The 22,753-nt window shown below is 63.2% G+C and carries 18 protein-coding genes; 11 read left to right on the forward strand and 7 right to left on the reverse strand.

Translation table 11 applies throughout. From position 1 onward, the window contains the following. Window positions 1-28: 28 nt before the first annotated feature. On the reverse strand, window positions 29-415 hold the full coding sequence (locus tag VIZ63_RS05785; RefSeq protein ID WP_331608579.1) for a VOC family protein: 387 nt from the start codon (window positions 413-415) through the stop codon (window positions 29-31). 99 nt (window positions 416-514) lie between these two features. On the opposite strand from VIZ63_RS05785, the gene VIZ63_RS05790 reads away from it, so the two are divergent. Together VIZ63_RS05790 and ppc are read left to right on the forward strand one after the other, a co-directional pair. Continuing rightward, window positions 515-2,050: a phospholipase D-like domain-containing protein gene (locus VIZ63_RS05790; protein ID WP_331608580.1), complete on the forward strand. Its 1,536-nt coding sequence runs from the start codon at window positions 515-517 to the stop codon at window positions 2,048-2,050. Window positions 2,051-2,296: 246 nt separating this feature from the next. Further along, on the forward strand, window positions 2,297-4,975 hold the full coding sequence (gene ppc, locus VIZ63_RS05795) for a phosphoenolpyruvate carboxylase (RefSeq protein ID WP_331608581.1): 2,679 nt from the start codon (window positions 2,297-2,299) through the stop codon (window positions 4,973-4,975). Between the two features lie 217 nt (window positions 4,976-5,192). Here ppc and VIZ63_RS05800 read toward each other — a convergent pair whose 3' ends face one another. The 4 genes from VIZ63_RS05800 to VIZ63_RS05815 form a co-directional block, all read right to left on the reverse strand. After that, window positions 5,193-5,855: an ABC-type transport auxiliary lipoprotein family protein gene (locus VIZ63_RS05800; protein ID WP_331608582.1), complete on the reverse strand. Its 663-nt coding sequence runs from the start codon at window positions 5,853-5,855 to the stop codon at window positions 5,193-5,195. Further along, window positions 5,852-6,787 (reverse strand): MlaD family protein, encoded by a 936-nt coding sequence (locus VIZ63_RS05805; protein WP_331608583.1) that lies wholly within the window; start codon window positions 6,785-6,787, stop codon window positions 5,852-5,854. Before VIZ63_RS05805 ends, VIZ63_RS05800 begins: the two co-directional genes overlap by 4 nt. Window positions 6,788-6,805: 18 nt before the next feature. Beyond that, on the reverse strand, window positions 6,806-7,564 hold the full coding sequence (locus VIZ63_RS05810) for an ABC transporter ATP-binding protein (protein ID WP_331608584.1): 759 nt from the start codon (window positions 7,562-7,564) through the stop codon (window positions 6,806-6,808). A 131-nt stretch (window positions 7,565-7,695) separates the two neighbouring features. Then, the gene (locus VIZ63_RS05815) at window positions 7,696-8,814 is read right to left on the reverse strand and encodes an MlaE family lipid ABC transporter permease subunit (RefSeq protein WP_331608585.1); all 1,119 of its coding nucleotides are present in this window, start codon (window positions 8,812-8,814) and stop codon (window positions 7,696-7,698) included. Between the two features lie 138 nt (window positions 8,815-8,952). Between VIZ63_RS05815 and VIZ63_RS05820 the strand changes: the two genes are divergently transcribed. Beyond that, window positions 8,953-10,041, forward strand: a complete 1,089-nt coding sequence (locus VIZ63_RS05820) for a mechanosensitive ion channel family protein (protein ID WP_331608586.1) — start codon at window positions 8,953-8,955, stop codon at window positions 10,039-10,041. On the opposite strand, the gene VIZ63_RS05825 is transcribed toward VIZ63_RS05820, so the two are convergent. Then, on the reverse strand, window positions 10,038-11,450 hold the full coding sequence (locus VIZ63_RS05825) for an alpha,alpha-trehalose-phosphate synthase (UDP-forming) (protein ID WP_331608587.1): 1,413 nt from the start codon (window positions 11,448-11,450) through the stop codon (window positions 10,038-10,040). The genes VIZ63_RS05820 and VIZ63_RS05825 overlap by 4 nt on opposite strands. Window positions 11,451-11,787: 337 nt before the next feature. Here VIZ63_RS05825 and VIZ63_RS05830 point away from each other — a divergent pair, with 337 nt between their 5' ends. From VIZ63_RS05830 to VIZ63_RS05845, 4 genes are all read left to right on the forward strand, one after another. Then, window positions 11,788-12,765: a malate dehydrogenase gene (locus tag VIZ63_RS05830; RefSeq protein ID WP_331608588.1), complete on the forward strand. Its 978-nt coding sequence runs from the start codon at window positions 11,788-11,790 to the stop codon at window positions 12,763-12,765. A 313-nt stretch (window positions 12,766-13,078) separates the two neighbouring features. Continuing rightward, window positions 13,079-15,487 (forward strand): acyl-CoA dehydrogenase, encoded by a 2,409-nt coding sequence (locus tag VIZ63_RS05835; protein ID WP_414703776.1) that lies wholly within the window; start codon window positions 13,079-13,081, stop codon window positions 15,485-15,487. Window positions 15,488-15,624: 137 nt separating this feature from the next. Continuing rightward, a complete protein-coding gene (locus tag VIZ63_RS05840; protein ID WP_331608590.1) occupies window positions 15,625-16,047 on the forward strand; it encodes a DUF4399 domain-containing protein in 423 nt (140 codons plus the stop codon). A gap of 118 nt (window positions 16,048-16,165) precedes the next feature. After that, on the forward strand, window positions 16,166-17,353 hold the full coding sequence (locus VIZ63_RS05845) for a DNA polymerase IV (RefSeq protein WP_331608591.1): 1,188 nt from the start codon (window positions 16,166-16,168) through the stop codon (window positions 17,351-17,353). Window positions 17,354-17,357: 4 nt separating this feature from the next. Here the strand turns inward: VIZ63_RS05845 and VIZ63_RS05850 are convergent, their stop codons facing one another. After that, window positions 17,358-18,062, reverse strand: a complete 705-nt coding sequence (locus VIZ63_RS05850; RefSeq protein ID WP_331608592.1) for a hypothetical protein — start codon at window positions 18,060-18,062, stop codon at window positions 17,358-17,360. A gap of 152 nt (window positions 18,063-18,214) precedes the next feature. On the opposite strand from VIZ63_RS05850, the gene VIZ63_RS05855 reads away from it, so the two are divergent. From VIZ63_RS05855 to VIZ63_RS05870, 4 genes are all read left to right on the forward strand, one after another. Continuing rightward, on the forward strand, window positions 18,215-18,817 hold the full coding sequence (locus VIZ63_RS05855; protein ID WP_331608593.1) for a FlhC family transcriptional regulator: 603 nt from the start codon (window positions 18,215-18,217) through the stop codon (window positions 18,815-18,817). Window positions 18,818-19,026: 209 nt separating this feature from the next. Further along, window positions 19,027-19,986, forward strand: coding sequence for an NAD(+) diphosphatase (nudC, locus tag VIZ63_RS05860; protein ID WP_331608594.1), 960 nt, complete (start codon window positions 19,027-19,029; stop codon window positions 19,984-19,986). A 106-nt stretch (window positions 19,987-20,092) separates the two neighbouring features. After that, window positions 20,093-20,941, forward strand: a complete 849-nt coding sequence (locus tag VIZ63_RS05865) for an NRDE family protein (protein ID WP_331608595.1) — start codon at window positions 20,093-20,095, stop codon at window positions 20,939-20,941. Beyond that, the gene (locus tag VIZ63_RS05870) at window positions 20,938-22,752 is read left to right on the forward strand and encodes an autotransporter assembly complex protein TamA (protein WP_331608596.1); all 1,815 of its coding nucleotides are present in this window, start codon (window positions 20,938-20,940) and stop codon (window positions 22,750-22,752) included. The genes VIZ63_RS05865 and VIZ63_RS05870 overlap by 4 nt, the downstream gene beginning before the upstream one ends. The last annotated feature ends 1 nt before the right edge of the window (window position 22,753 follow it).

Here is a 22,753-nt window from a genome sequence, read left to right on the forward strand (position 1 = left end):
CGACGATGACGACAAATCAGCGTGTCGATCACGCGGGGTCGTGACACACCGCTTCGATGTTGTGCCCATCGGGATCCAGCACGAATGCACCGTAGTAGTCCGGGTGATAGTGCGGACGCAGACCGGGTGGACCGTTATCGCGACCGCCCGCCGCCATCGCTGCCTCGTAGAAGCGGTCCACGACTGCACGGGTTGCCGCACGAAATGCGATGTGAATCGGTGGATCGTTGGGCTTGCCCATGCCGATCCAGAAATCCGGCTTGGGCGGCACGCCGAAACCGGCCCCCGCATAGCCGCCGGTATCTTCAGGCTTCAGCTCCATGATGATCTGATAACCGAGCGGCTCGAGTGCCGCCGCATAGAAGGCTTTGCTGCGTGCAAAATCGCTGACGCTGAGACCGGTGTGATCGATCATGGCCACGTCTCCTGAAGATAGCCGGAGCCCGACTTTAGCCGATCCCGCGGGCAGTTCGATTACTTGCGTGTGTCGTGGAGGTATCTGCCAGACCGCGAGATGGATCCGCATCGGGTCGGCTACAATCCTCAGCGCATGGACAACAACAACGAAACGGAAGTCGCGCCTCGCCGCAGGTTTCGCAAGCGATGGGTCTTGTGGGGATTCGGCCTGCTGTGGGCTGCAGTCGGTGCCTGGAACACCATACGACCGATGCCACCCGGCACCGCCGTCCGCAGCGCACCCGCGATGCTGGATCCGCAGAACGTGCAGTTCCTCACCGATCTGACGTACAACGACCCGCGTGGCGGGACGCTGCACGAACACCGGATCTTCGATGAGGTGCTGCACATCGTCGATGAGGCGGAAACGTTCATCGTCGCGGACTTCTTCCTGTTCAACGATCTGATGGGTGCGGCCGAGGCGCCGCATCGCGCGCTGAGTCGCGAGCTGGCGGATCGCCTGATTGCCCGCAAGGCCGCGATGCCGGAATTGACGGTGCTGCTGATCACCGACCCCATCAACGATGTCTATGGCAGCGTCCCGTCGCCCCTGCTCGACGACTTGCGTCGCGCCGGAATCCAGGTCGTGGTGACGGATCTGCGCGAGCTTCCCGACTCGAATCCTGCCTACTCTGCCTTGTGGCGACTTTTCGGCCAGTGGTTCGGGAATAGCCCGGGCGCAGGCTCGCTCCCCAATCCGTTCGATACGGAACCCGCGAAGATCAGTCTGCGCAGCTGGCTTGCACTGCTGAATTTCAAAGCCAATCACCGCAAGCTCATCGTGGCCGATCGCGCTGACGCACAACTGGTCGCACTGGTGACTTCCGTGAATCCGCACGACGGCAGCAGCGGGCATTCGAACGTTGCCCTGCGATTCGTCGGGGCGCTCGCACTCGACATGGTGACCAGCGAACTCGGCATCGCGCGATTCTCCGGCTGGAACGGACACATCCTGGCCGCCGCGCCGGAAGCACCACCCGCCGATCCCACGAAGGCCGTGCAACTTGCTTACGTGACCGAGAAGGCGATCCGCGATCACCTGCTCGACGCCATCGACACCAGCCGCAACGGCGACTCGATCCGGATCGCTACCTTCTATCTTGCCGATCGCGGCATCGTCAGCGGCCTGCTGCGTGCGGCGCAACGCAATGTCACGGTGCAGCTCATTCTGGATCCTAATCGCGATGCGTTCGGCAGGCAGAAGGATGGCGTGCCCAATCGCCCGGTCGCCAATGAACTCGTGACACAGAGTGGCGAGCGCATCCAGGTGCGCTGGTATCGCACGCACGGCGAACAGTTCCATACCAAACTCGCACTGATCACCCACGGCGATCGGTTGATCGCGTCGCTCGGCTCGGCCAACCTGACCCGCCGCAACATCGGCAACTACAATCTCGAAGCCAATGTCGCAGTGGCAGTCAGCCGGCAATCGCCGCTCGCGACGCAGATGGAGGCGTACTTCGACCGTCTCTGGAACAACCAGGGCCCACCAGGCACCGAATTCACCGCCTCCTTCGGCGCCTATCAGGACACCGGCCGCACCCGTTACTGGCGCTACCGGTTCATGGAAGCAACCGGACTCAGCACCTTCTGACAAGAGCATGAAGAAGATCTCCACGGGGAGCACGGGGATCACAGGGTGGAGGGGATTTAGACAGGCCACCAGTAATGAGTCGCACGCGACATCGCGGTCCGATGAGATGCAACCTTGGGTCACTGCCTCTTGACCCCGTGATCCCCGTGCCCCCCGTGGAGAATCTTCTGCTTCCGTCTTTGGGTTAGCTTCTTGCATGGCTGCGGATCGAGGCACAATGGGAATGTCCCGCAGAGCGCCGTAGCCATGAACACTGTCGTCAAACCCATCACTCAGAACGCGGATATCCGCTACCTCGGCAAACTCCTTGGAGATGTCATCCGCGCCTATGGCGGCAACGAGATCTTCCAGCGCATCGAATACATCCGTGCCAGCTCGGTCGACAGCTACCGCGGTATTGCCGATGCCTCGCAGCTCGCGCGCGGCATCGATGCGCTGACCCTCGACGACACGCTGGCCTTCGTTCGCGGCTTCATGCTGTTTTCGATGCTGGCGAATCTGGCGGAGGATCGACAGGGACGCCTCAACGAATCGGGGAACGACGTCGCCTCGGCGTTGCAGCAGCTGGCCGGGCAGGGAATCGCTGCCGAGCGCGCCGCGGATCTGCTCGATCGCGCGCTGATCGTTCCGGTGCTGACGGCGCATCCGACCGAGGTCATGCGCAAAAGCATGATCGATCATCGCAACCACATCGCCGAACTCATGCGGCATCGCGACCTGGGCCGCGAGGAAACGCCCGAGGGCGATGCCATCGATGCCGCGATCCTGCGGCAGATCGCCCTGTTGTGGCAGACGCGACCGCTGCGGCGCGAGCGGCTCTACGTGGCAGATGAAGTCGAGATCGCGCTCACCTATCTGCGCGATGTCTTCATGCCGGTGCTGCCCGGACTTTACGCGCGCTGGGAGCGTGCGCTTGCGCATCGGCCGAAAAGCTTTTTGCGTCTCGGCAGCTGGATCGGCGGCGATCGCGACGGCAATCCGAATGTGACCGCCGCGTCGTTGCTGCTGGCACTGGGTCGTTCGTCGCAGGCCGTCCTGGAAAGCTATCTCGATCAACTGCACGCACTCGGACAGGAGCTGTCCCTGTCGACCGAACTTGCGAACGCCAGTGAAGCCGTACTGGTGCTGGCGAAGAACAGCGGCGACACCAGTCCCGGGCGCGCCGACGAACCCTACCGGCGCGCCGTCATTGGGATCTACGCCCGGTTGACCGCTACTTATAAGAAGCTGCTCGGGCATGCACCGCCGCGTCCGGCATCCTCGACTGGCGAACCGTACGAGAACGTCGAAGCGCTGCGGACCGATCTGGTGTCTATCGCAGTGTCGTTGCGCGAAGGTGGTGCAGGCCTGCTGGCCACGGGCGGCGCACTGGGACGATTGATCCGCGCCGTCGAAACGTTCGGCTGGCATCTGGCGACGCTCGATCTGCGACAGAACTCCGACGTGCACGCACGCGTCGTCGCCGATCTGCTCAAGGTCGCCGGGGTCGAACAGGACTACCTCGCGCTGGACGAAGCGGCGCGCGTGACGCTGCTGCGTACCGAACTGGCAAGCGAACGGTTGCTGGCCAGTCCCTTTGCGACGTACGCCGATGAGACGCGATCGGAACTCGCCATCGTGCATGCCGCCGCAAAGGCGCACGAAATGTACGGTGCGGCGGCCATCACGACGTACATCATCTCCAAGTGCGAAAGCGTCTCCGACATGCTGGAGGTGAATGTCCTGCTGAAAGAAGCGGGGCTGTATCGACCGAATCAGCCGGGCTCCGCCGGGATCATGGTGGTGCCGCTGTTCGAGACCATCGGTGATCTGGAGCGCGCCGCGAACATCATGCGTGCCTGGCTGGCCTTGCCCGAAATCCGGCAGGCGGCCGACCAGCGCGGTTACCAGGAAGTCATGGTCGGCTATTCCGACTCCAACAAGGACGGCGGTTATCTCACTTCGGTCTGGAGCCTCAATCGCGCCACGCGTGAACTGGCCGCGGCCTTCGAGGAAACGCAGACAGCGATGCAGATCTTTCACGGCCGCGGCGGCGCCGTCGGTCGCGGCGGCGGATCGTCGTTCGCCGCGATCCGTGCGCAGCCGGCTGGCACCGTGCAAGGCAGGATCCGCATCACCGAACAGGGCGAGGTCATCGCGGCCAAGTATGGAACCCGCGAAGGCGCAGCGCTGAATCTCGAGTCGATCGCCTCCGCGACCTTGCTGAGCTCGTTCAAGCAGCCGCTCGCATCGAGTCCCGAGAAGGCGCATTTCACGCGGGCGATGGAGGAAATATCCGCCGTGGCCTTCAAGAGTTACCGCGGCCTGGTGTACGAGACCGATGGCTTCAAGACATTCTTCCGGCAGATGACGCCCTTGCTCGAGATTGCCGAATTGAAAATCGGCTCGCGCCCCGCATCGCGGACGAAGTCGGATCGCATCGAAGATCTGCGCGCGATTCCCTGGGTGTTCAGCTGGGCGCAGGCACGCGTCATGCTGCCGGGCTGGTACGGCGTGGGCCACGCATTGAAGACGTTCCCCGATCAGGCCCTGTTACGCGAGATGGCGCAGGCCTGGCCGTTCTTCAAGGCGACGCTCGACAACCTGGAAATGGTGCTGGCGAAATCCGACATGGCGATCGCACAGCGTTACGCGACGCTGGTGCAGGACCAGACCCTGGCGACGCGAATCTTCGACCAGATCCGCGCTGCCTGGACCGAAACCCACGATTGCCTGCTGAGCATCACGCAACAATCGCGATTGCTGGAGAAGAACCAGGTGCTCGATGAATCGATCCGGCTGCGCCTGCCGTATATCGAACCGCTGAATCTGCTGCAGGTGGAGCTACTGAAGCGTCATCGCAGCGGCGAGTCCGATGCACGCGTGCGCGAAGGCATTCAGCTGTCGATCAACGCGGTGGCAACCGCGCTGCGCAACAGCGGCTGACCCAGGAGTATCAAACGGAAGATCTCCACGGGGTAACACGGGGCAAGGAGAAGGCTACGAAATCCAAGGAATCTCTGATTGATCCGTCACTCCCGTTACAACGGGAATCCCACGGGGCGCAGGCGGCCCGCGGGAATGACTGATTTGGAATAATCAGACCGTCCCTGATTTCTTCCACCCCGTGTTTCCCGTTCTCCGGCTCCAGCTCTGTGATCGTCTATGTTCTTTCGGGAGCCTGCTCGCGATCCGCCGCGATGATGGCCGCGGTCTTGCTCGCAATCTCCAGGGACACCTGTTGCATCGCCGCTTCGAACGCAGTGGCGACGGCTGCCAATCGGTTCTCGGTCGCCGGGCGGGTGGTCGTGACGGCGATGGTATCGATCAGCTTCCGGTCGCGAATGCGGATCACACGACCGATCAGGGTCACGCGCACGGTCGGGATGGCGGCGCCATCGACATACTCGGCCTGGAAATCACGCACTTCAGTATCGAGAAGATACTCGCCGCCGATGCGGGCCTGTTCGGAGGCGACATTGCGAAACAATTTCTGGTCTTGCAGGGTGGTGACGAGGAAAGCCTGCACCGTGTCGAGCACCGTGCCGCGCCACAGGGCAGCGCGGTAGTAATCGAGTTCGTGACCGCGAATCACCGCGATGCGATCGGTGTCCAGACCCGGCGCGACATCGGGACGGCCCACCGCAAGACCCACCTGCGAGGCAGCCGACACAGAGGCGCTGGCGGCAGGCGGCGGCGTGGCGATCACATAGCGCGTCACTGCCGGCAACTGGCTTTCGAGCAGTGAACCGCAGGCGGACGTCGTCATCGCCACGATGGCGACGGCGGCGAGGCTGCGCCATCTCACTGTAACCCTCTGACTCATTTCGCTATCTCGATGCCGCTCACCGGCGGCTCATACAGAATCTGGGAGGGATTTTCCTGCAGGCTGCGCGACAGGTCGCGGAACTCGCGCGCGGCCGACCGTGTCTCGCGGACCAGACGCTCCACTTCGAACAGGCCGTTGGTGGTGAAGTGACCGAGCTGCACTTCGCTGTCGGCAGCGAAACGATCGATGCGGGTCGACACCTTCTCCAGGTTCTCCGCCACCCGACCGATGCGCTCGACGGCAGCACGCAGCTCGGGCCGAGCGTCGGTGGTGATGCCGCGCAGACCTTCGGCAGCCCCGTGAATCTCGACGACCGTAGCGTGCATCTCTGCGATAAGCTTCTCCACGTTGCGTGAGCTTTGTGGCAATCCGGCCGACGCGTCGCGCAAGCTCGCCATCGTCTGTGACAATGCATTGAGGTTGTCGTCCGACAACACCCGGCTGACACGCTCGAGCAGGGAGTTCGCCTTCGACATGAGCTCGGGCACGCTGGCGAGGAAGGCGTCGAAATCGGACGCGACCGACTCGATCACCCGATAACGTTTGCCCTTCTTGAGATCGGCCGTCTTGTTGACGTCCGGCACTTCCTTGAGATTGATGTACAGCAGACCCGTGACGCCCTGTAATCCAAGGCTGGCGCGCGTCGCCGAGGAAATCGGCGTGGCGCCATTGATGTCGACCGTGATCGCGACGCGGCCGGGATTCTCACGATCGATGTCGATGCGCCGCACGCGCCCTACATCGACACCCAGGTAGCGAACCGGCCCACCGCGCTCGAGGCCGCTGACGCTGCCTGCAAAATAGATCTCGTACGTTTCGTAGTCGCGCGAATCGCTGGCATCCGTGTACCAGAGCACGAAGCCCACCCCCATCGCGATGACGAGCAGGATGAAGGCACCGACGGCAACGTAGTTGGCTTCGCGTTCCATGGGGTTACCAGCCATCCTTCATTGCTTTTCCTTCGGCGCCTGCACCGCCCGGGCGCGGGGACCGTGAAAGTATTCCTGAATCCAGGGATGCGGGTTCGCCATGATGCCTTCGAGCGTATCGACCACGATTTTCCTGTCAATGAGCACGGCTACCCGATCGCAAGTGGTGACCAGTGTGTCGAGGTCGTGCGTAATCATCACCACCGTCAGGTTCAGCCCCCGCTGCAGGTAGAGCACCAGCTCATCGAACTCGGCAGCCGAGATGGGGTCCAGACCGGCGGTCGGCTCATCCAGGAACAGCAGCGTCGGATCGAGCGCCAGGGCCCGCGCCAACGCCGCACGCTTGATCATGCCGCCCGACAACTGCGACGGCAGCTTCGGTCCTGCATCGGGCGACAGACCCACCATCCGCAGACGCAGTTCCGCCAGGGCTGCGAGCGTCGTCTCCGACACATCGAAGAATTCGTTGATGGGCAGCTGAATGTTCTGCGCGACCGTGAGCGAACTGAACAGCGCGCCATGCTGGAACGTCACGCCGTAGCTGCGTTTGACCGCCAGCAACTCGTCGGCGGACATCTGCGTGATGTCCCTGCCTTCGATGATCACCTGACCAGCGCTCGGACGATGCAATCCAAGCATGGTTCGCAGCAGCACCGACTTGCCGCTGCCCGAACCACCGACGATACCCAGCACCTCGCCAGGGAATACATCAAGGCTCACACCGTCGTGCACGACCTGCGAGCCGAAGCGGTTGACGACGTTGCGGACGGAAATCACGGGAGAAGCCGACTGGTCGCTGGCAACGGGCTGCTGGCCAGAAGAAGCACGATTGGGTGTCTGCGACGGCATCCTGGTCCTACCGATTTGCGGCTCTGGCCAGAGCCCGGTTTGCCAGTTGGCCAGTCGGCCTAGAAATCGAGCTGTACATACACCACCGCAAAAATCGCATCGGCGAAGATCACCAGGAAGATCGACTGCACGACCGCAACGGTCGTCAGGCGGCCAAGTTCCTTCGACGAATCCCGCACCTGCAGGCCGCGGTACGTGCCGACCATGGCAATCAACAACGCAAACACCGGCGCCTTGATGAAGCCTGCCCAGAAGGTCGTCGGCGCAAGCGCGGCCTGGACCCGCGGAATGAATTGCGTCAGCGAGATGTCGAGCAATGCCGACGACAGCAACGCGCCGCCAGCGAGTCCCATCGCATCGGCAATGATGGTCAGCAATGGCAGCGCGATCACCAGACCGATGAGGCGCGGCAGCACCAGTACCTCGTAGGGATCGACTCCCATCGATTGCAGCGCGTCGACTTCTTCGTTGAGCCGCATTACGCCGATCTCGGCAGCAAACGCGCTGCCGGAACGGCCCGCAACGATGATCGCGGTCAGCAACACGCCCATCTCGCGCAGCACGGCGATGGCTACGAGATCCACCGTGTAGATCTCGGCCCCGAACTGGCTCAACTGTTGCGCGCCGAGGTAGGCGACGATGACGCTGATCAGAAAGGCGATGAGCGAGACGATCGGGATCGCCTGGATGCCGGTCTCGTAAATGTGTCGCGTGATCGATGGCAGCCGCAGACTGCGCACGCTGCGCATCGATCGCAGCATCGTGGCGGCGACGCGCCCGAAAAAGCCGACGGCATCGCGGGTCTGCGTCGCCTGCTGGACGGCGCGACGGCCGATCCATGCCACACCATGCAGCAGTGTGGTCGATTCTTCCTCGGTCTTGCGGGGCTTGCCCTGACCACGCTCGGACATTTCCACCAGGAAGCGAAAATGACGCGGTTCATCGCCGGCGAATTCCACGTTGCCACCAGCGGCACGGATGGCCTCGAGTCGACGCTGCAGCATCCACGCGCATGAGAGGTCCAGCGTGTTCACGCGCGAACAGTCGATCTTCACCCGCCTGGAACCTGCGTCGATACCGGCCAGCGCCGCGTCGACTTCACCGATGTTCTCGATGCACCAGTCGCCGTTGAGGCGCAAAGCCAGAGTGTCGCCGGTTTGTTGTGATTCGAGCAGCACGTTGCGCCAGATCCTAGCAGAGTCCTTCCGCAGCGGAGACCGGAACCCCGCCGGCCCATCCTCTCTTGTAACGACGCCTTCAGCGTTTATGATCCGCCGCCGTCCTTATCCTTATCCTTATCCTTGCGGAGACAATGAATGAACGAGGTCGGAAGATTCCTCGACCAGAGCTATTACGGTAATTCCGTGTGGCAGTGGATACTCGCCGCCAGCGTAATGATCGGGGTGCTACTGATCACGCTACTGACCCGACGCGTCATTCGCGGTCGCTACAAGACCCTGGCGGCCACGCCGCAGATCGAATTGCTGGAACTGCCACTGAAGGTGGCCAGCAATACGGGTGCTCTGTTTCTGTTCATTGCGTCGCTTTATGCGGGTTTTTCCCTGCTGACCCTGCCCGAGAAACCGGCAAAGCTGCTGCTCACGGCACTCACCATCTCCGCGTTCTGGCAGGTCGGCGTCTGGGTCAGCACGGCCGTAACGTCATGGTTGTCGCGCAAGCAACAGCAGGCCATGGCCAACGATCGCGCCGCTGCCGGCTCCTTCGGCATCATCGGCTTCGTAGCCCGCGCCCTGATCTGGGTGATCGTGCTGCTGCTGACGCTCGACAACCTCGGCGTCAACATCACGGCGCTGGTCGCCGGTCTGGGTATCGGCGGTATCGCGGTCGCCCTGGCGGTTCAGAATGTCCTCGGCGACCTGCTCGCGTCGCTGTCGATCACCCTCGACCGGCCCTTCGTCGTCGGCGACGCCATCGCCGTCGGCGACTTCAATGGCACGGTCGAACAGATCGGCATCAAGAGCGTGCGTCTGCGCAGCGTGAACGGCGAACAGATCGTCATGTCGAACGCGGACCTGCTCTCCAGCCGGGTGCGGAATTTCGGCCGGATGCGCGAACGCCGCATCGCCTTCACCGTGGCCGTGGCGCTGGATTCGCCTCCGGAGAAACTCAAGAGCATCCCCGCTGCACTACGCGCCATCGTCGAGTCGGAAAAGAACACCCGCTTCGATCGCGCGCATTTCTCGCGCATCGGCGCCGGCTCGCTCGATTTCGAAACGGTGTACTACGTGACTACGGCCGACTACGGCGTCTACATGGATATCCAGCAGGACATCAACCTGCGCGTGATCGAAATGCTGGACAAGGAAGGTCTCGAACTCGCCGTGCCGGTTCAGCGCGTGTGGCAGCAAAGCGCAGCGCTGGATGCGGGACCGGAGAGGACTTAAACACTGTTGCCGATGGCACGCACTCGCGATTCTGCGGCGTCGACTTTCTCCAGCGCTTCGACGAAGCGCCGTGACCATGCCGCAATGTCGTTGCGTTTGAGAGTCTGCAGCATCGCAGCGTGACGTTCGCGGCGCTCCGGCAACGCCATCGATAGCGCCGCCTGCAGGGTGTTGCCGACGGCGCGCGTGTCGTAGGGATTCACCAGCAACGCCGAACTCAGCTCGCGGGCGGCGCCAGCGAGATTCGACAGGATCAGCACACCCGGATCGTCGGGGTTCTGCGCGGCGACGAATTCCTTCGCGACGAGATTCATGCCGTCGCGCAGCGGCGTGACGATGCCGACGTGGGCCGAGCGCAGCAGGCCCATGAGGGTCGCGTGCGGGAAATTGCGGTTCAGATAGCGGATCGGCGTCCAGTCCGTATTGGCGAAGCGGCCGTTGGTACGTCCCGAGGCCTGTTCGAGCGCCTGCCGGATCTCCACGTATGCCTTCACGTCGGAACGCGAGAGCGGCGCAATCTGCAGGTAGGTGATGCGGCCGACGTTTTCCGGATAGGTCTCGAGAAAGTGCTGATAGGCAGAGAAACGTTCGACGAGTCCCTTGCTGTAGTCGAGACGATCGACGCCGACCATCAACTGGCGGCCCATCAGGCTGTCGTACATGCGACGCACGACGTCGGACGACATCGCTTCCATCGCTTCGTTCTGTGTCGTCGCGACATCGACGCCAATCGGAAATACTTCGGCACGGATGACCCGATCACCGACACGGATGCGTCCATCGCCACGGATCGCTTCTGCACCGAAGAGATGTTCGATGCCTGAATAAAACGCCTGGAGGTCGTTCTCGGTCTGGAACCCCACGACGTCATAACAGGTGAGGTCGCGCAGCAGCTCGGCATAGGGCGGCAGCACCCGCAACATCTCGATGTTCGGAAACGGGATGTGCAGAAAGAATCCGAGCGGTCGTCGCACGCCGGCCTCACGCAGATACCGGCCGAGCGGGATCAGATGATAGTCATGCACCCAGATCAGATCGCGCGGCTCCAGCAGCGGCAGCAGCTTTTGCGCGAACATCCGGTTGACGTCTTCGTACGCATCGCGCTCGTCGACGTTGTAACGCATGCTGCGCAGGAAGTAGTGAAACAGCGGCCAGAGCACCTGATTGGCGTAGCCGTTGTAATAAAGCTCGAATTCGCGCCGTCGCAGGTCGACGGTCGCGTAGGTCACGCCGTCGCGGATGTGCAGGTCGGGATCGCCCGGAACCTCATCGACGGTCTCGCCGCCCCACCCGAACCACAGGCCGCCCGTGCGTTTGAGCGCGTTCAGTACCCCCACCGCCAGCCCGCCGGGGGCTGCGGATTTGCGCGGCAGACTGATTCGATTGGAAACGCAGACCAGACGGCTCATGCCCGTGACAACCTCCAACGATCGATGGCGCGAGCGATGATGCATCGCGCCCATCCCCTTATAAGGCCCGAGGACGGTGCAATGTTCCCAAGTGACGACAGTGGCGCCGCTCGGCGGTATTTTTCCCGCTGATCGCGACTCAAATCGACAAGTCGTCTCACGATCGAGACAAAAGCCAGCAATTCGATGTCCCCGGATCCCGTCGCTGGCGAGTCACCCTGCTCGTGGTATCGCGCCCGGACGCCATGACAAAAGCCGCAGGCCCGAATCGCCGCTTTGTTGGGTAGAATTCGCGCCCCTTCGAAGCCGTATACAACTGCTGGAGAGCTGAAGTCCCATGAAGAGTCCTGTCAATATCGCGATCACCGGTGCTGCCGGTCAGATCGGTTACGCCCTTGCCTTCCGCGTTGCCTCGGGCCAGATGCTCGGCCCCGATCAGCCGATCAATCTGCACCTGCTGGAAATCACCCCGGCTCTCGGCGCGCTACAGGGCGTGGTGATGGAACTCAACGACTGCGCCTTCCCGACGCTCAACAAGATCGTCGCGACCGACGATGCCAAGGTCGCCTTCAAGGACTGCAACGTCGCATTGCTGGTCGGCGCCCGCCCGCGCGGCCCCGGGATGGAACGCAAGGATCTGCTGCTGGCCAATGCGCAGATCTTCTCGGCACAGGGCAAGGCGCTCGAGGCGGTCGCCGATCGCAACGTCCGCGTACTCGTCGTGGGTAATCCCGCGAACACGAATTCACTGATCGCGCAGCGCAACGCGCCGAACCTGAACCCGCGCAACTTCACCGCGATGGTTCGTCTCGATCACAACCGCGCGTTGTCGCAGCTGTCGGAAAAGACCGGCGTGCACTTCAACAAGATCCGCAAGGCGATCATCTGGGGCAATCACTCGGCGACGCAGTATCCCGATCTGCATCACGCACAGGTCGACGGCAAGCCGGCGCTGTCGCTGGTCGATCAGCAGTGGTACTCGGATACCTTCATTCCTGTCGTGCAGCAGCGCGGCGCAGCGATCATCAAGGCGCGCGGTCAGTCCTCTGCCGCATCGGCCGCTTCTGCCGCCATCGATCACATCCGCGACTGGGTCAAGGGAACACCGGAAGGCGACTGGGTCAGCATGGGCGTGCCATCCGATGGCAGCTATGGCATCCCGGCAGGCGTGATCTACGGTTATCCCGTGACCTGCAAGAACGGCGACTACGAGATCGTGCAGGGACTCGACGTGAATGACTTCAGCCGTGCGCGCATGGAAGCCACGCACAAGGAATTGCTGGAAGAGCGTGATGGCGTGAAAGAGCTGATCTGAGCAAGCCCAGCCCGCCGCTCGCCACCAGGCGAGCAGCAAGACGGCGAGCGTGACGCAGGTCACCTCGCCGTTTTTCATTTGTGATGCGAACGACGTTCGGACGGATTGTCCGACAGTCTGCGCTTCGCACCTGCGCTTGCCGCACGCGAGATCGCGAGCTAGTGTCGCCCTCTGTAATTCAGCTGCGGCAATCGGCCGGCAGTTCACCAGCCAGGCTTCGCGACGCGAAGCCGATCAGAGGTTTTCCTCCGTGAGCAGCGTTATCTGGGTTCTGTGTTTTGCCATCGGTGCGCTGGTTCTCGCCTACCGGCGTATGTCGTTGCTGACTGCGACTTTTACTTATGCCGCAGGGCTGCTGACCTACACCTGGTTCGGCGCCGGCAGCTTCGGCTGGCTGATCACGCTGTGGGTCGTGCTGGCATTTCTGGTGCTGCTCAATCTCGATGCGTTGCGCATCCGCTTCGTCAGTCGCCCGTTCCTGCGGACGTATCGCCGCATGCTGCCGTCGATGTCGCAGACCGAGAAGGATGCACTCGAAGCCGGCACGGTGTGGTGGGACGGCGAACTGTTCACCGGCGGTCCCAACTGGGAAAAGCTGATGGCCGCCGCTGCGCCGCGGCTCTCGGCCGAAGAACAGGCGTTCCTCGACGGCCCCTGCGAAGAGCTGTGCCGCATGGTCGACGACTGGGACATCACGCACCGGCGCGCCGACCTGCCGCCGCACATCTGGGACTACCTCAAGAGCAAGGGTTTCTTCGCGATGATCATCCCGAAGAAATATGGCGGCCTGGAATTCTCGGCCTACGCACATTCGTGCGTGCTGGTGAAGTTGTCGAGCCGCTCCGGCGTGGTGGCATCGACGGTCGCCGTGCCGAATTCGCTCGGCCCCGGCGAACTGCTGCTGCACTACGGCACCGACGAACAACGCAATCACTACCTCCCGCGTCTGGCGCGCGGCGAAGAAGTGCCCTGCTTCGCGCTCACCGGCCCGCGCGCCGGCTCCGACGCCGGCTCCATTCCCGATACCGGCGTGGTGTGCAAGGGGATGTACGAGGGTCGCGAGATCGTTGGCATCCGCCTGAACTTCGACAAGCGCTACATCACGCTCGCTCCCGTCGCGACAGTGATCGGTCTCGCCTTCAAACTCCTCGATCCGGACAAACTGCTCGGCGACCGCACCGACTACGGCATCACGTGCGCGCTGATTCCGCGTAACACCGCAGGCGTGTCGATCGGCCGACGTCACTTCCCGCTGAACAATCCGTTCCAGAATGGACCGCTCCACGGCAAGGATGTGTTCGTGCCGCTCGACGTTCTGATCGGCGGCATGAAGATGGCGGGTCAGGGCTGGCGCATGCTGGTCGAGCAACTGTCCGTCGGCCGTTGCATCTCGCTGCCATCGAGCGCCACCGGTGCAGCGAAGGCAGCGGTGTTTGCGTCTGGCGCGTATGCGCGCATCCGCCGCCAGTTCAATACCTCCGTCGGCAACTTCGAAGGCGTCGCCGAGTTGCTGGCGCGCATGACGGGGCACACCTACATCATGGACGCCGCCCGCTCGGTGACTGCGGGCGCGATCGACGGCGGTGAGAAGCCCTCGGTGCCGGCAGCCATGCTCAAGTATCACGCCACGGAAATGGCGCGCAGCGTCGGTAACGATGCGATGGACGTGCATGGCGGCAAGGGCATCTGCCTCGGGCCGAAGAACTATCTCGGTCGCGGTTACCAGATGGTGCCGGTCGCCATCACCGTCGAAGGTGCGAATGTGCTGACGCGCAGCCTGATCATCTTCGGCCAGGGCGCCATCCGCTGCCATCCCTTCGTGCTGAAGGAAATGGAAGCAGCGCGCGACAAGGACAAGCGCCGCGGCGTGAAGGAATTCGACAAGGCGCTGTTCGGCCACATCGGCTTCACCATCAGCAATGCAGTGCGCTCACTGGTCATGGCGCTCACGCTGGCCCGCTTCTCACGAGTTCCCGAAAGCAGCACACAGCGCTACTTCCAGCACATCAATCGCTTCAGTGCGTCGTTCGCCTTCGCCACTGACGTTGCGATGCTGTCGCTCGGCGGCTATCTGAAGAAGAAGGAAAGTCTCTCGGCACGACTGGGCGATGTGCTGTCCAGCATGTACCTGGCCTCGATGGTGCTGAAGCACTATCACAACCAGGGCCAGCCTGAAGAAGATCTGCCGTTGGTGGAATGGGCCTGCCGCAGCCTGCTGTACCGCGCCCAGGAACAACTGCACACGTTCCTGCGCAACTTCCCGATCCGCTTCCTGGCGGCGTTCATGCGCTTCTTTATTTTCCCGCGCGGCCAGACCTATCACGCGCCGAGCGATCCGCTCGGTCAGCGGGTGGTCGATGCGATCCTGCATCCGACCGCGCTGCGCGACCGCGCGACGCATGGCATCTATCGCACGGTCGAACCCGGTAATCCGCTGGGCCTGCTGCACGAAGCGCTGGTGCTTGCGGATACCGCCGAACCGCTCGAGAAGCGCATTCGCGTGGACGGCGTGAAGACCGGCAGGATCACAGCGCTCGATCTGCCCGGTCAGATTCAGCAGGCGCTCGCTGCAGGCATTCTCTCCGAGACCGAGGCAGCCGTGCTGCGCGACTACGATCGACGCGTGATGGACCTCATCCACGTGGATGACTTCGACACCAGCGACCTGGCCGCCGGTGCAGCCCGGGAAGACGTTCGACTTGCACGGGTGGGCAACGCCTGATCAGGCGTTGTTGCCATCGGTTCACGGTAGAGACTCCATCGGCTTTGCCCGCCATACCGGCTGCGCCAACGGCTATCCTGCGGCGCGGTCCGGTGAGCGTTAGAATCTCCGGGCCTTTTCCCCAATCCGGAGATCTCATGAAACGTCTGTTCGTCGCGGGTGCGATTGCGCTCAGTCTCTCAGCCATCGCCGTAGCCCAGATCAAGCGTACCCCGTCGCCCGCAGGCGCTGTCGCATACATCATTGCGCCCGCCGATGGCGCAACCGTGACGAGCCCGGTAACGGTGCAGTTCGGGTTGAAAGGCATGGGCGTCGCGCCCGCCGGCATTGCCTTCGACGGCGCCGGTCATCATCACCTGATCGTCGACGCCGATCTGCCGGCGCTCGACAAGCCGATTCCGGCCGACGCCAACCACATTCACTTCGGCAAGGGCCAGACGGAAACCACGCTCGAGCTCAAACCCGGCAAGCACACGCTGCAGTTGCTGCTCGGCGATCAGTTGCACGTGCCGCACGATCCGGCGGTCGCGTCCAGGAAGATCACCATTACGGTGAAGTGACGGGCGAAATCAGCCCGTCATCCCCACACAGGTGGGATCCATCTGAGTCCGCCCCTCGCGGAATCGAGATGCGACGCTGTGAACTTTGGATGGACCCCCGCCTGTGCGGGGGTGACACATGAGCCAACCCCCCCAAGGCACCCGCGCCATTCTCCACGTCGACATGGACGCCTTCTACGCGTCCGTCGAGCAGCTTGACGATCCGCAGCTGCGCGGCAAGCCGCTGATCGTGGGCGGCACCGGCAATCGCGGCGTGGTGGCCGCCGCGAGCTACGAAGTGCGCAAGTTCGGTGTCTACTCGGCCATGCCGATGCACGATGCACTACGACGCTGTCCGCACGCGATCTGTGTGCCACCGCGTTTCGACCGCTACAAGAGCATCTCGGCACAGGTCTTCGAGGTGTTCCGCGAGTTCACACCCCTGGTCGAGGGCTTGTCGCTCGACGAAGCGTTTCTCGATGTGACCGCGAGCCGCACGGCCCTGGGCTCAGCCGAGGACATCGCGGCGCGCATCAAGCACCTGATCCGCGAGCGCACCGGCCTCACCGCATCGGTGGGCGTCGCACCCAACAAGCTCGTCGCCAAGATTGCCTCCGATCTGCGCAAACCGGATGGCCTGGTGATCGTTGCCCAGCATGACATCACCGCGCTGCTCGATCCGCTGCCGATTCGCCGGCTGTTCGGCATCGGCAACAAGACGGCACCGCATCTCGAAGGCATGGGTATCTGCACGCTCGGCGAATTACGACGGACTCCCGAGTCCGTGCTGCTGCCGATCTTCGGACGGTATGCGGGCCGCGTGAAAGCACGTGCCGCGGGCATCGACGATCGCCCGGTCATCGCTGACTGGGATGAGAAACAGATCAGCGCCGAGGAAACGTTCGATACCGATCTCACCGACCGACGGCAGCTGCATGCGCAGCTCGCAGAACTCACCGATCGGGTGGCTGCACGATTGCGCTCGCGCGGCTGGACTGCCGGACTGGTGGTAGTAAAGATCCGACGCAAGGATTTCCGCACCTATACGCGCCAACGCACGGTGAAACCCGCCACACAGGAAACGCGTCCGCTGGCCGAGGCGGCTGCAAAATTGCTGGACGAGTGGCTGGAACAGCAACCGCATGCCGCCATTCGCCTGCTGGGGGTCGGTGCGCGCGACCTGACCGAGACGTCGCAACTCGACCTGTTCGCGGTGCCGCAATCGCAACGCAATCAGGAACTGGATGCTGCCATCGACCATATTCGCAAACGCTTCGGCGCCGGCGCCTTGTCTCGCGGCAGCTCGCTGCGCCCCGGCCGCTCCTGAGCAATCACCCGCGGACAGGCTGGGGACGCAGAGCGACTCGCCGACGCGTGGAGCGCGGCAATGTCCCATCGAGTTCCGACGCAATCAGCTGACTTCCCAGCAGGCGCGCAGCCTCGAGACGCGAGTCATCGGCCTCGGCGAATCGCACCAGGTCCGGCCAGAACGCCGGGTTGCGCGGCCAACGCGGCGCGAGCAGCCCTGGATAATCGAGCGCGACGCGTCGGATCTGCCAGAGCGGCGCCCGCGCCAGCAAATGCGCGATTGTGTCAGGCATGCCGAACAGGAAACGGGCCGCAAGTCGTTGTGACTGGGCCGTATGCCAGGCAAGAAACACTGCCGTTTCGCAAAACGCTGCCTGCATCGGCGCGGGGCTGATCGCTCCGTAACGCGCCTCGATGGATCGGTCGTGGCCCTGCGCCGCGGTGCCATCCAGCGCCGCACTCCAGAATCGCAGGTCATCGAACGCTAACGCGTACAGCGAGTAGGGACACGCTGCCAGTGCGGATCGCGCCTCGGATGAGAGATCGTCCAGGGCGCCCAGGATTTTGACGGGCAGCGATTCTGCGACGATGCCCGGCGCGGGCAGCGATCGTTCGGCGAGCAGCAGCTCGACATAATCCCTGTTCAGCTCGCGGGTGCGCTCCAGAAGGGCACGGCTGAGTACGGACGCCCGGGTTCCGGGCACAACATCCTTGTTGCGATCGGTCATGCAGATCCCTGCAAATAAAATGTGACAGTTCGATTAAACAGAGGCTTTACGTGCCGGTCAATCGCGCCGCACACTAGCCCCGCGTCTCAAGGCGCGCGCGCTCAGGACGAGCGACGCATCGAAAAATCACGACAGGGGTCAAGGAGGAGTCCATGCAAATCAGTAACGACTGTTATTTCCGCGACCGACAGCGCCACGACCTGGCGTTGCGCATGATTCGTCACGAAGCCCGTACCTGCACGATTCGCGCGTGCACCGGACTCACCGACGATCGCATTCGTCGGCTCTACAAAACCTTCACTCGCCACGAAGCGCACGTGGAGATCCGGCGACATCGCGGCAAATCGCCGCGACAGGTGGCGTACTTCACTCGCAGCATCCGCATGCAGTTCGAGGCGTCGTGTCTCGGCAATGTCTTCGCCGCATTCGACCTGCTGCGACGCCAGCGCATGGAGACGGACGACAACACATCGCTGGAATACGGCGAACGCTTCTGCGACGCCTACGAAACGCATCGCCAGCTCGTGCAGGGTCCGCGCATTTCGTTCGAACACGCCTGGTTCCTGCTGCATCTGCTGAGTCGCAGTGCACTGCTGCATTCCAGCCGTTGTCGTCACTGCAGCAGCCGCTATCTGCGCGACCAGCTCAACGCCGCCCGCAAGCATTGCCCCTTCTGCGAACTCAAATCGTACGAACCCATGTGCATCGGACGGGAACCCCGCAGGCCGGCGCGCGCATTGCGGCAGCCGGAGTGATCCGGTTGTGGGTCCGGCTTCCCCTTGAGATTCCCTGCGCATAGCAACGGAGATTTCACACGGAGGTCACGGAGAATTTATTTTCCGTTCTGAGTCTCCGTGTTCTTAAGTTGATGTCATCGGGCTATCACCGGGAATCCCGGCGGGAAAGCCGGATCCACAGTCCGCGGCTGAGCCTGCCGACGTCATGACCGCGCTACACTTCGGTCATGGCGTTGCCGCGCTCCGCTCCCAACCACCTCGCCGGTCCTTATCTCGAGCGGCTGGCACAACTGCGCAAGGACGAAGCGCGTCTGCACGCGGCGCTCGAGAATCCGGCCACGTTGTTCGTGCCGATCTGGCGCTCACACAGTTTCATAGCGCATGTTCCGGGCGGATTGACTGCGCAGTTCGTCCATGGGCTGCAGCAACTGCGCGCTCTGGGGACGGCAGATCCCATCCTGCTCGGCGAGTTCCGCGGACAGCTGTGTTTCGCGGCGGAGCTGTCGTCCGACGAACCTCCTGTCGTGGACCCCCGTGCGGAATTCGTCGACCTGCGCGGTGTCGCCGGCAACCTGATGCGAGATGAGGCGGGGTTGCTGGCGTATGCGCGGGCCATGGTGCTCTGGCGCGAACGCCATCGCTTTTGTGGACGATGCGGCGCGCCAACCCTCGCCGCGGAAGGTGGTCACGTGCGCCGCTGCAGCAATGAGCGCTGCGGCAATCAGCAATTTCCCCGCATCGACCCGGCCGTGATCGTTCTGGTCACGGATGGCGATCGCGCGCTGCTCGGCCGACAAGCGGCCTGGCCGGTCGGTCGTTATTCGACGATTGCAGGCTTCGTCGAGCCCGGTGAGAGTCTGGAGGATGCCGTCGCACGGGAAGTCCACGAAGAAACCGGCATCGAAATTGCGTCCGTCGACTATCACTCCTCGCAGCCCTGGCCCTTCCCGTCGTCGCTGATGCTGGGATTCAGCGCCCGCGCCGCGACGACCCGGATCCGCCGCATCGATGATGAACTCGAGGATGCCCGCTGGTTTACCCGCGGTCAGATCGCCGCCGGTGAAGTGTCCCTGCCGACCACCCACTCCATCTCGTTCCGTCTGATCGAGGACTGGTACGACGCGGCGTCGGCAATTCCTCTGCGCGAGGAACCCGCCGCGCGCTTGTGGACGAGCCCCGCCCGCTGACTGACCGTTCAGCGGGCGTGTAAAGTGCGCCGTGTAAAATGTAATGTGCCTTGTTGCACAGCTCCCGCGCCCTCGACGTCATGCCTTACACGACAGACCTTCTGCAATGTGCCTGCTAGTCCTCGCCTGGAAATCACACCCGCGTTACCGCCTGGTTCTGGCCGGCAATCGCGATGAGTTTCATGACCGCACCGCGGCGCCGCTCAACTGGTGGCAGGACGATCCGCGCATCCTCGGTGGCCGCGATCTGAAGGCGAACGGCACCTGGCTGGGTGTCGCACGCTCGGGCCGCTTCGGCATCGTCACCAACTACCGCGACCTGCAGGCTCCCGTGGAAGGCGCACCGTCTCGCGGCAGCCTGATTCCGCGGTTTCTGACAGGAGCCACGTCGCCGAAGGAATTCCTCGACGACCTGCGTGGCGCGGCGCTGCGCTATTCGGGGTTCAATCTGCTGGTCGGCGGCACGCGCGCGTTGTACTACTTTTCCAATCGCGGTCCGAAGGCGCCTACCGCGCTGCCCCCCGGTGTCTACGGCTTGAGCAATCACCTGCTCGATACACCCTGGCCCAAGCTGTCGCGCACTCGCGAACGCTTCAGCAAACTGCTGGCGGAGCCGGAGCTGCAAGCCGACGACGTCTTCGCCATGCTGTCCGACCGCGAACCAGCACCTGTCGACAACCTGCCGTCCACCGGTTTGCCTGCCGACTGGGAACGCGTCGTCTCATCGCCGTTCATCGTCAACGAACGTTACGGCACGCGTTGCTCGAGCCTGCTGCTGGTCGAGCGCAACGGTCGCACGGTGCTGCACGAGCGGCGTTTCGACGCCGCGGGCGTACAAACCGGCACGACTCGCTTCGAGTTCACCAGCGCCGAGGTTCCCGAGGTCTGGTTCGAGGCCGAGGATCCTGATGCCGTCGCGTCCATCGACACGTCGTTCGATTCCTCGCCGGAATGAATTCGCGGCGCATCCTGCGACGGTTCGCCATCGCCGGGATGCGCATGGCCGAGATTGCGGCTCGCGTGCGACCGCGGCGTCAGTGGCTGGCACTGCCGCTGCTGGTCGTGGCGTCAGCGCACGCGAAAATCGCCATCGAGATTCCCGAGACCACCCCCGTCATCGAGAACAACGTTCGGGCGTTCCTCAGCCTGACCCGCTATGCCGATCGCACCGACGTGTCGCCCGAGATCATGTCGCGACTGCAGCGTCGCATCGTTGCCGAAACGCGCCGCGCTCTCGAACCGCTCGGTTACTACGAGCCGGAAGTCACTTACGAAACCGTGCAGAAAGGCGACGACTGGCAGGTGACGATCCATGTCACTCCGGGCCGGCCCGTGCGGCTCTCCGAGGTGTCCGTCGAGGCGATCGGTGCTGGCAGGAACGAACGGCCGCTGCGCGAGGTCATCGAAGCGCAGGATCTCAAGCCGGGGCTGCGCCTCAATCACGGCACCTACGACAGCGTGAAAGGAGCGCTGCTGCGCGCCGCCCGTAACGACGGTTTCCTCGACGCCAGGCTGACGAAGAGCGAACTGCTGATCGATCGGCAGGAACGCCGCGCGACTGCGACGCTCGAGATCGATACCGGCGAGCGCTATTACTACGGCCCGATCACGACCGAGCAGACGGTCATCACGGACGATGCGATGCGTCGCTTGTTGCGCATGAAGGCAGGCGATCCGTATACGCTCGACTCGCTGCTGCGCACGCAGTACGTGCTCGACGACAGCCAGTACTTCAAGGTGGTGGACATCGATAGCGGCGAACCCGACCACGAGTCGCATACCGTGCCGGTCACCGTGCTCGCGACGCCGAACCGACGCCATCGGTATGGCGCCAGCATCGGTTACGCCACCGATACGCGTGCGCGTGGCCAGTTCACCTGGGACGATCGCCGCGTCAACGAGCATGGCCATCGCGCCAAAGTGGAACTGACGGCCTCCTCGGTGCTGAACGAAATCGCGGGGCGCTATGTGATTCCGGTGATGGATGTCGCACTGGAGAAACTCGAGTTCACCGCGCGCCTGCGCGACGAGGAACTCGGCGACACACGCAGCGAGCGCGCCGAAGTCGGCACCGGACTTACGCAGGTGAAGGGCCGCTGGCAGCGTGTCATGTTCCTGACGCTTTCCGAGGAACGCACGACGTTGCCCGCCACGTCCACGGAGCCGGAAACGAAGAACAAGGCGTTCCTCATCATCCCGGGCATCAGCTACTCGACGCTGCCGAGTTATGTGGTGGGCGGCAAGCCTCGCCCTTACAGCGTCTATGCGGAACTGCGCGGTTCACCGGCGACGCTCGGATCGGATGCGTCATTCCTGCAGTTTCGTACCCAGCTCGAACGCATCTACCGGATCTCCGACCTGTGGAGCCTGCGCGGACGATTCGAACTCGGCACCAGCTGGGTGGACGACTTCTCGGAGCTGCCCGCATCGCAACGCTTCTTCGCCGGCGGCGACCGCAGTGTGCGCGGCTTCGGCCTGAACGAGCTCTCGCCCAAGGACGATGAGGGCAACAGCATCGGCGGCAGGAACCTGATGACCGGCACACTCGAGGTGGAGCGTGCGCTCCCGAAGAATTTCGGCCTCGCGGCGTTCTCCGATGTCGGCAACGCCTTCGACGACTGGGGCGATCCGATGCTGCAATATTCGGCGGGCCTCGGCGTTCGCTGGCACATCGCAGTGGCAAGCATCGGCATAGACGTTGCGCAACCGCTGTCCGAATCCGGACGCGGGCCGCGGGTCCATCTCTATATGTCCACCCTGTTCTGAC

Origin of the sequence: Povalibacter sp., from assembly GCF_036520495.1 — a bacterium.
Taxonomy (GTDB): Bacteria; Pseudomonadota; Gammaproteobacteria; order Steroidobacterales; family Steroidobacteraceae; genus Steroidobacter.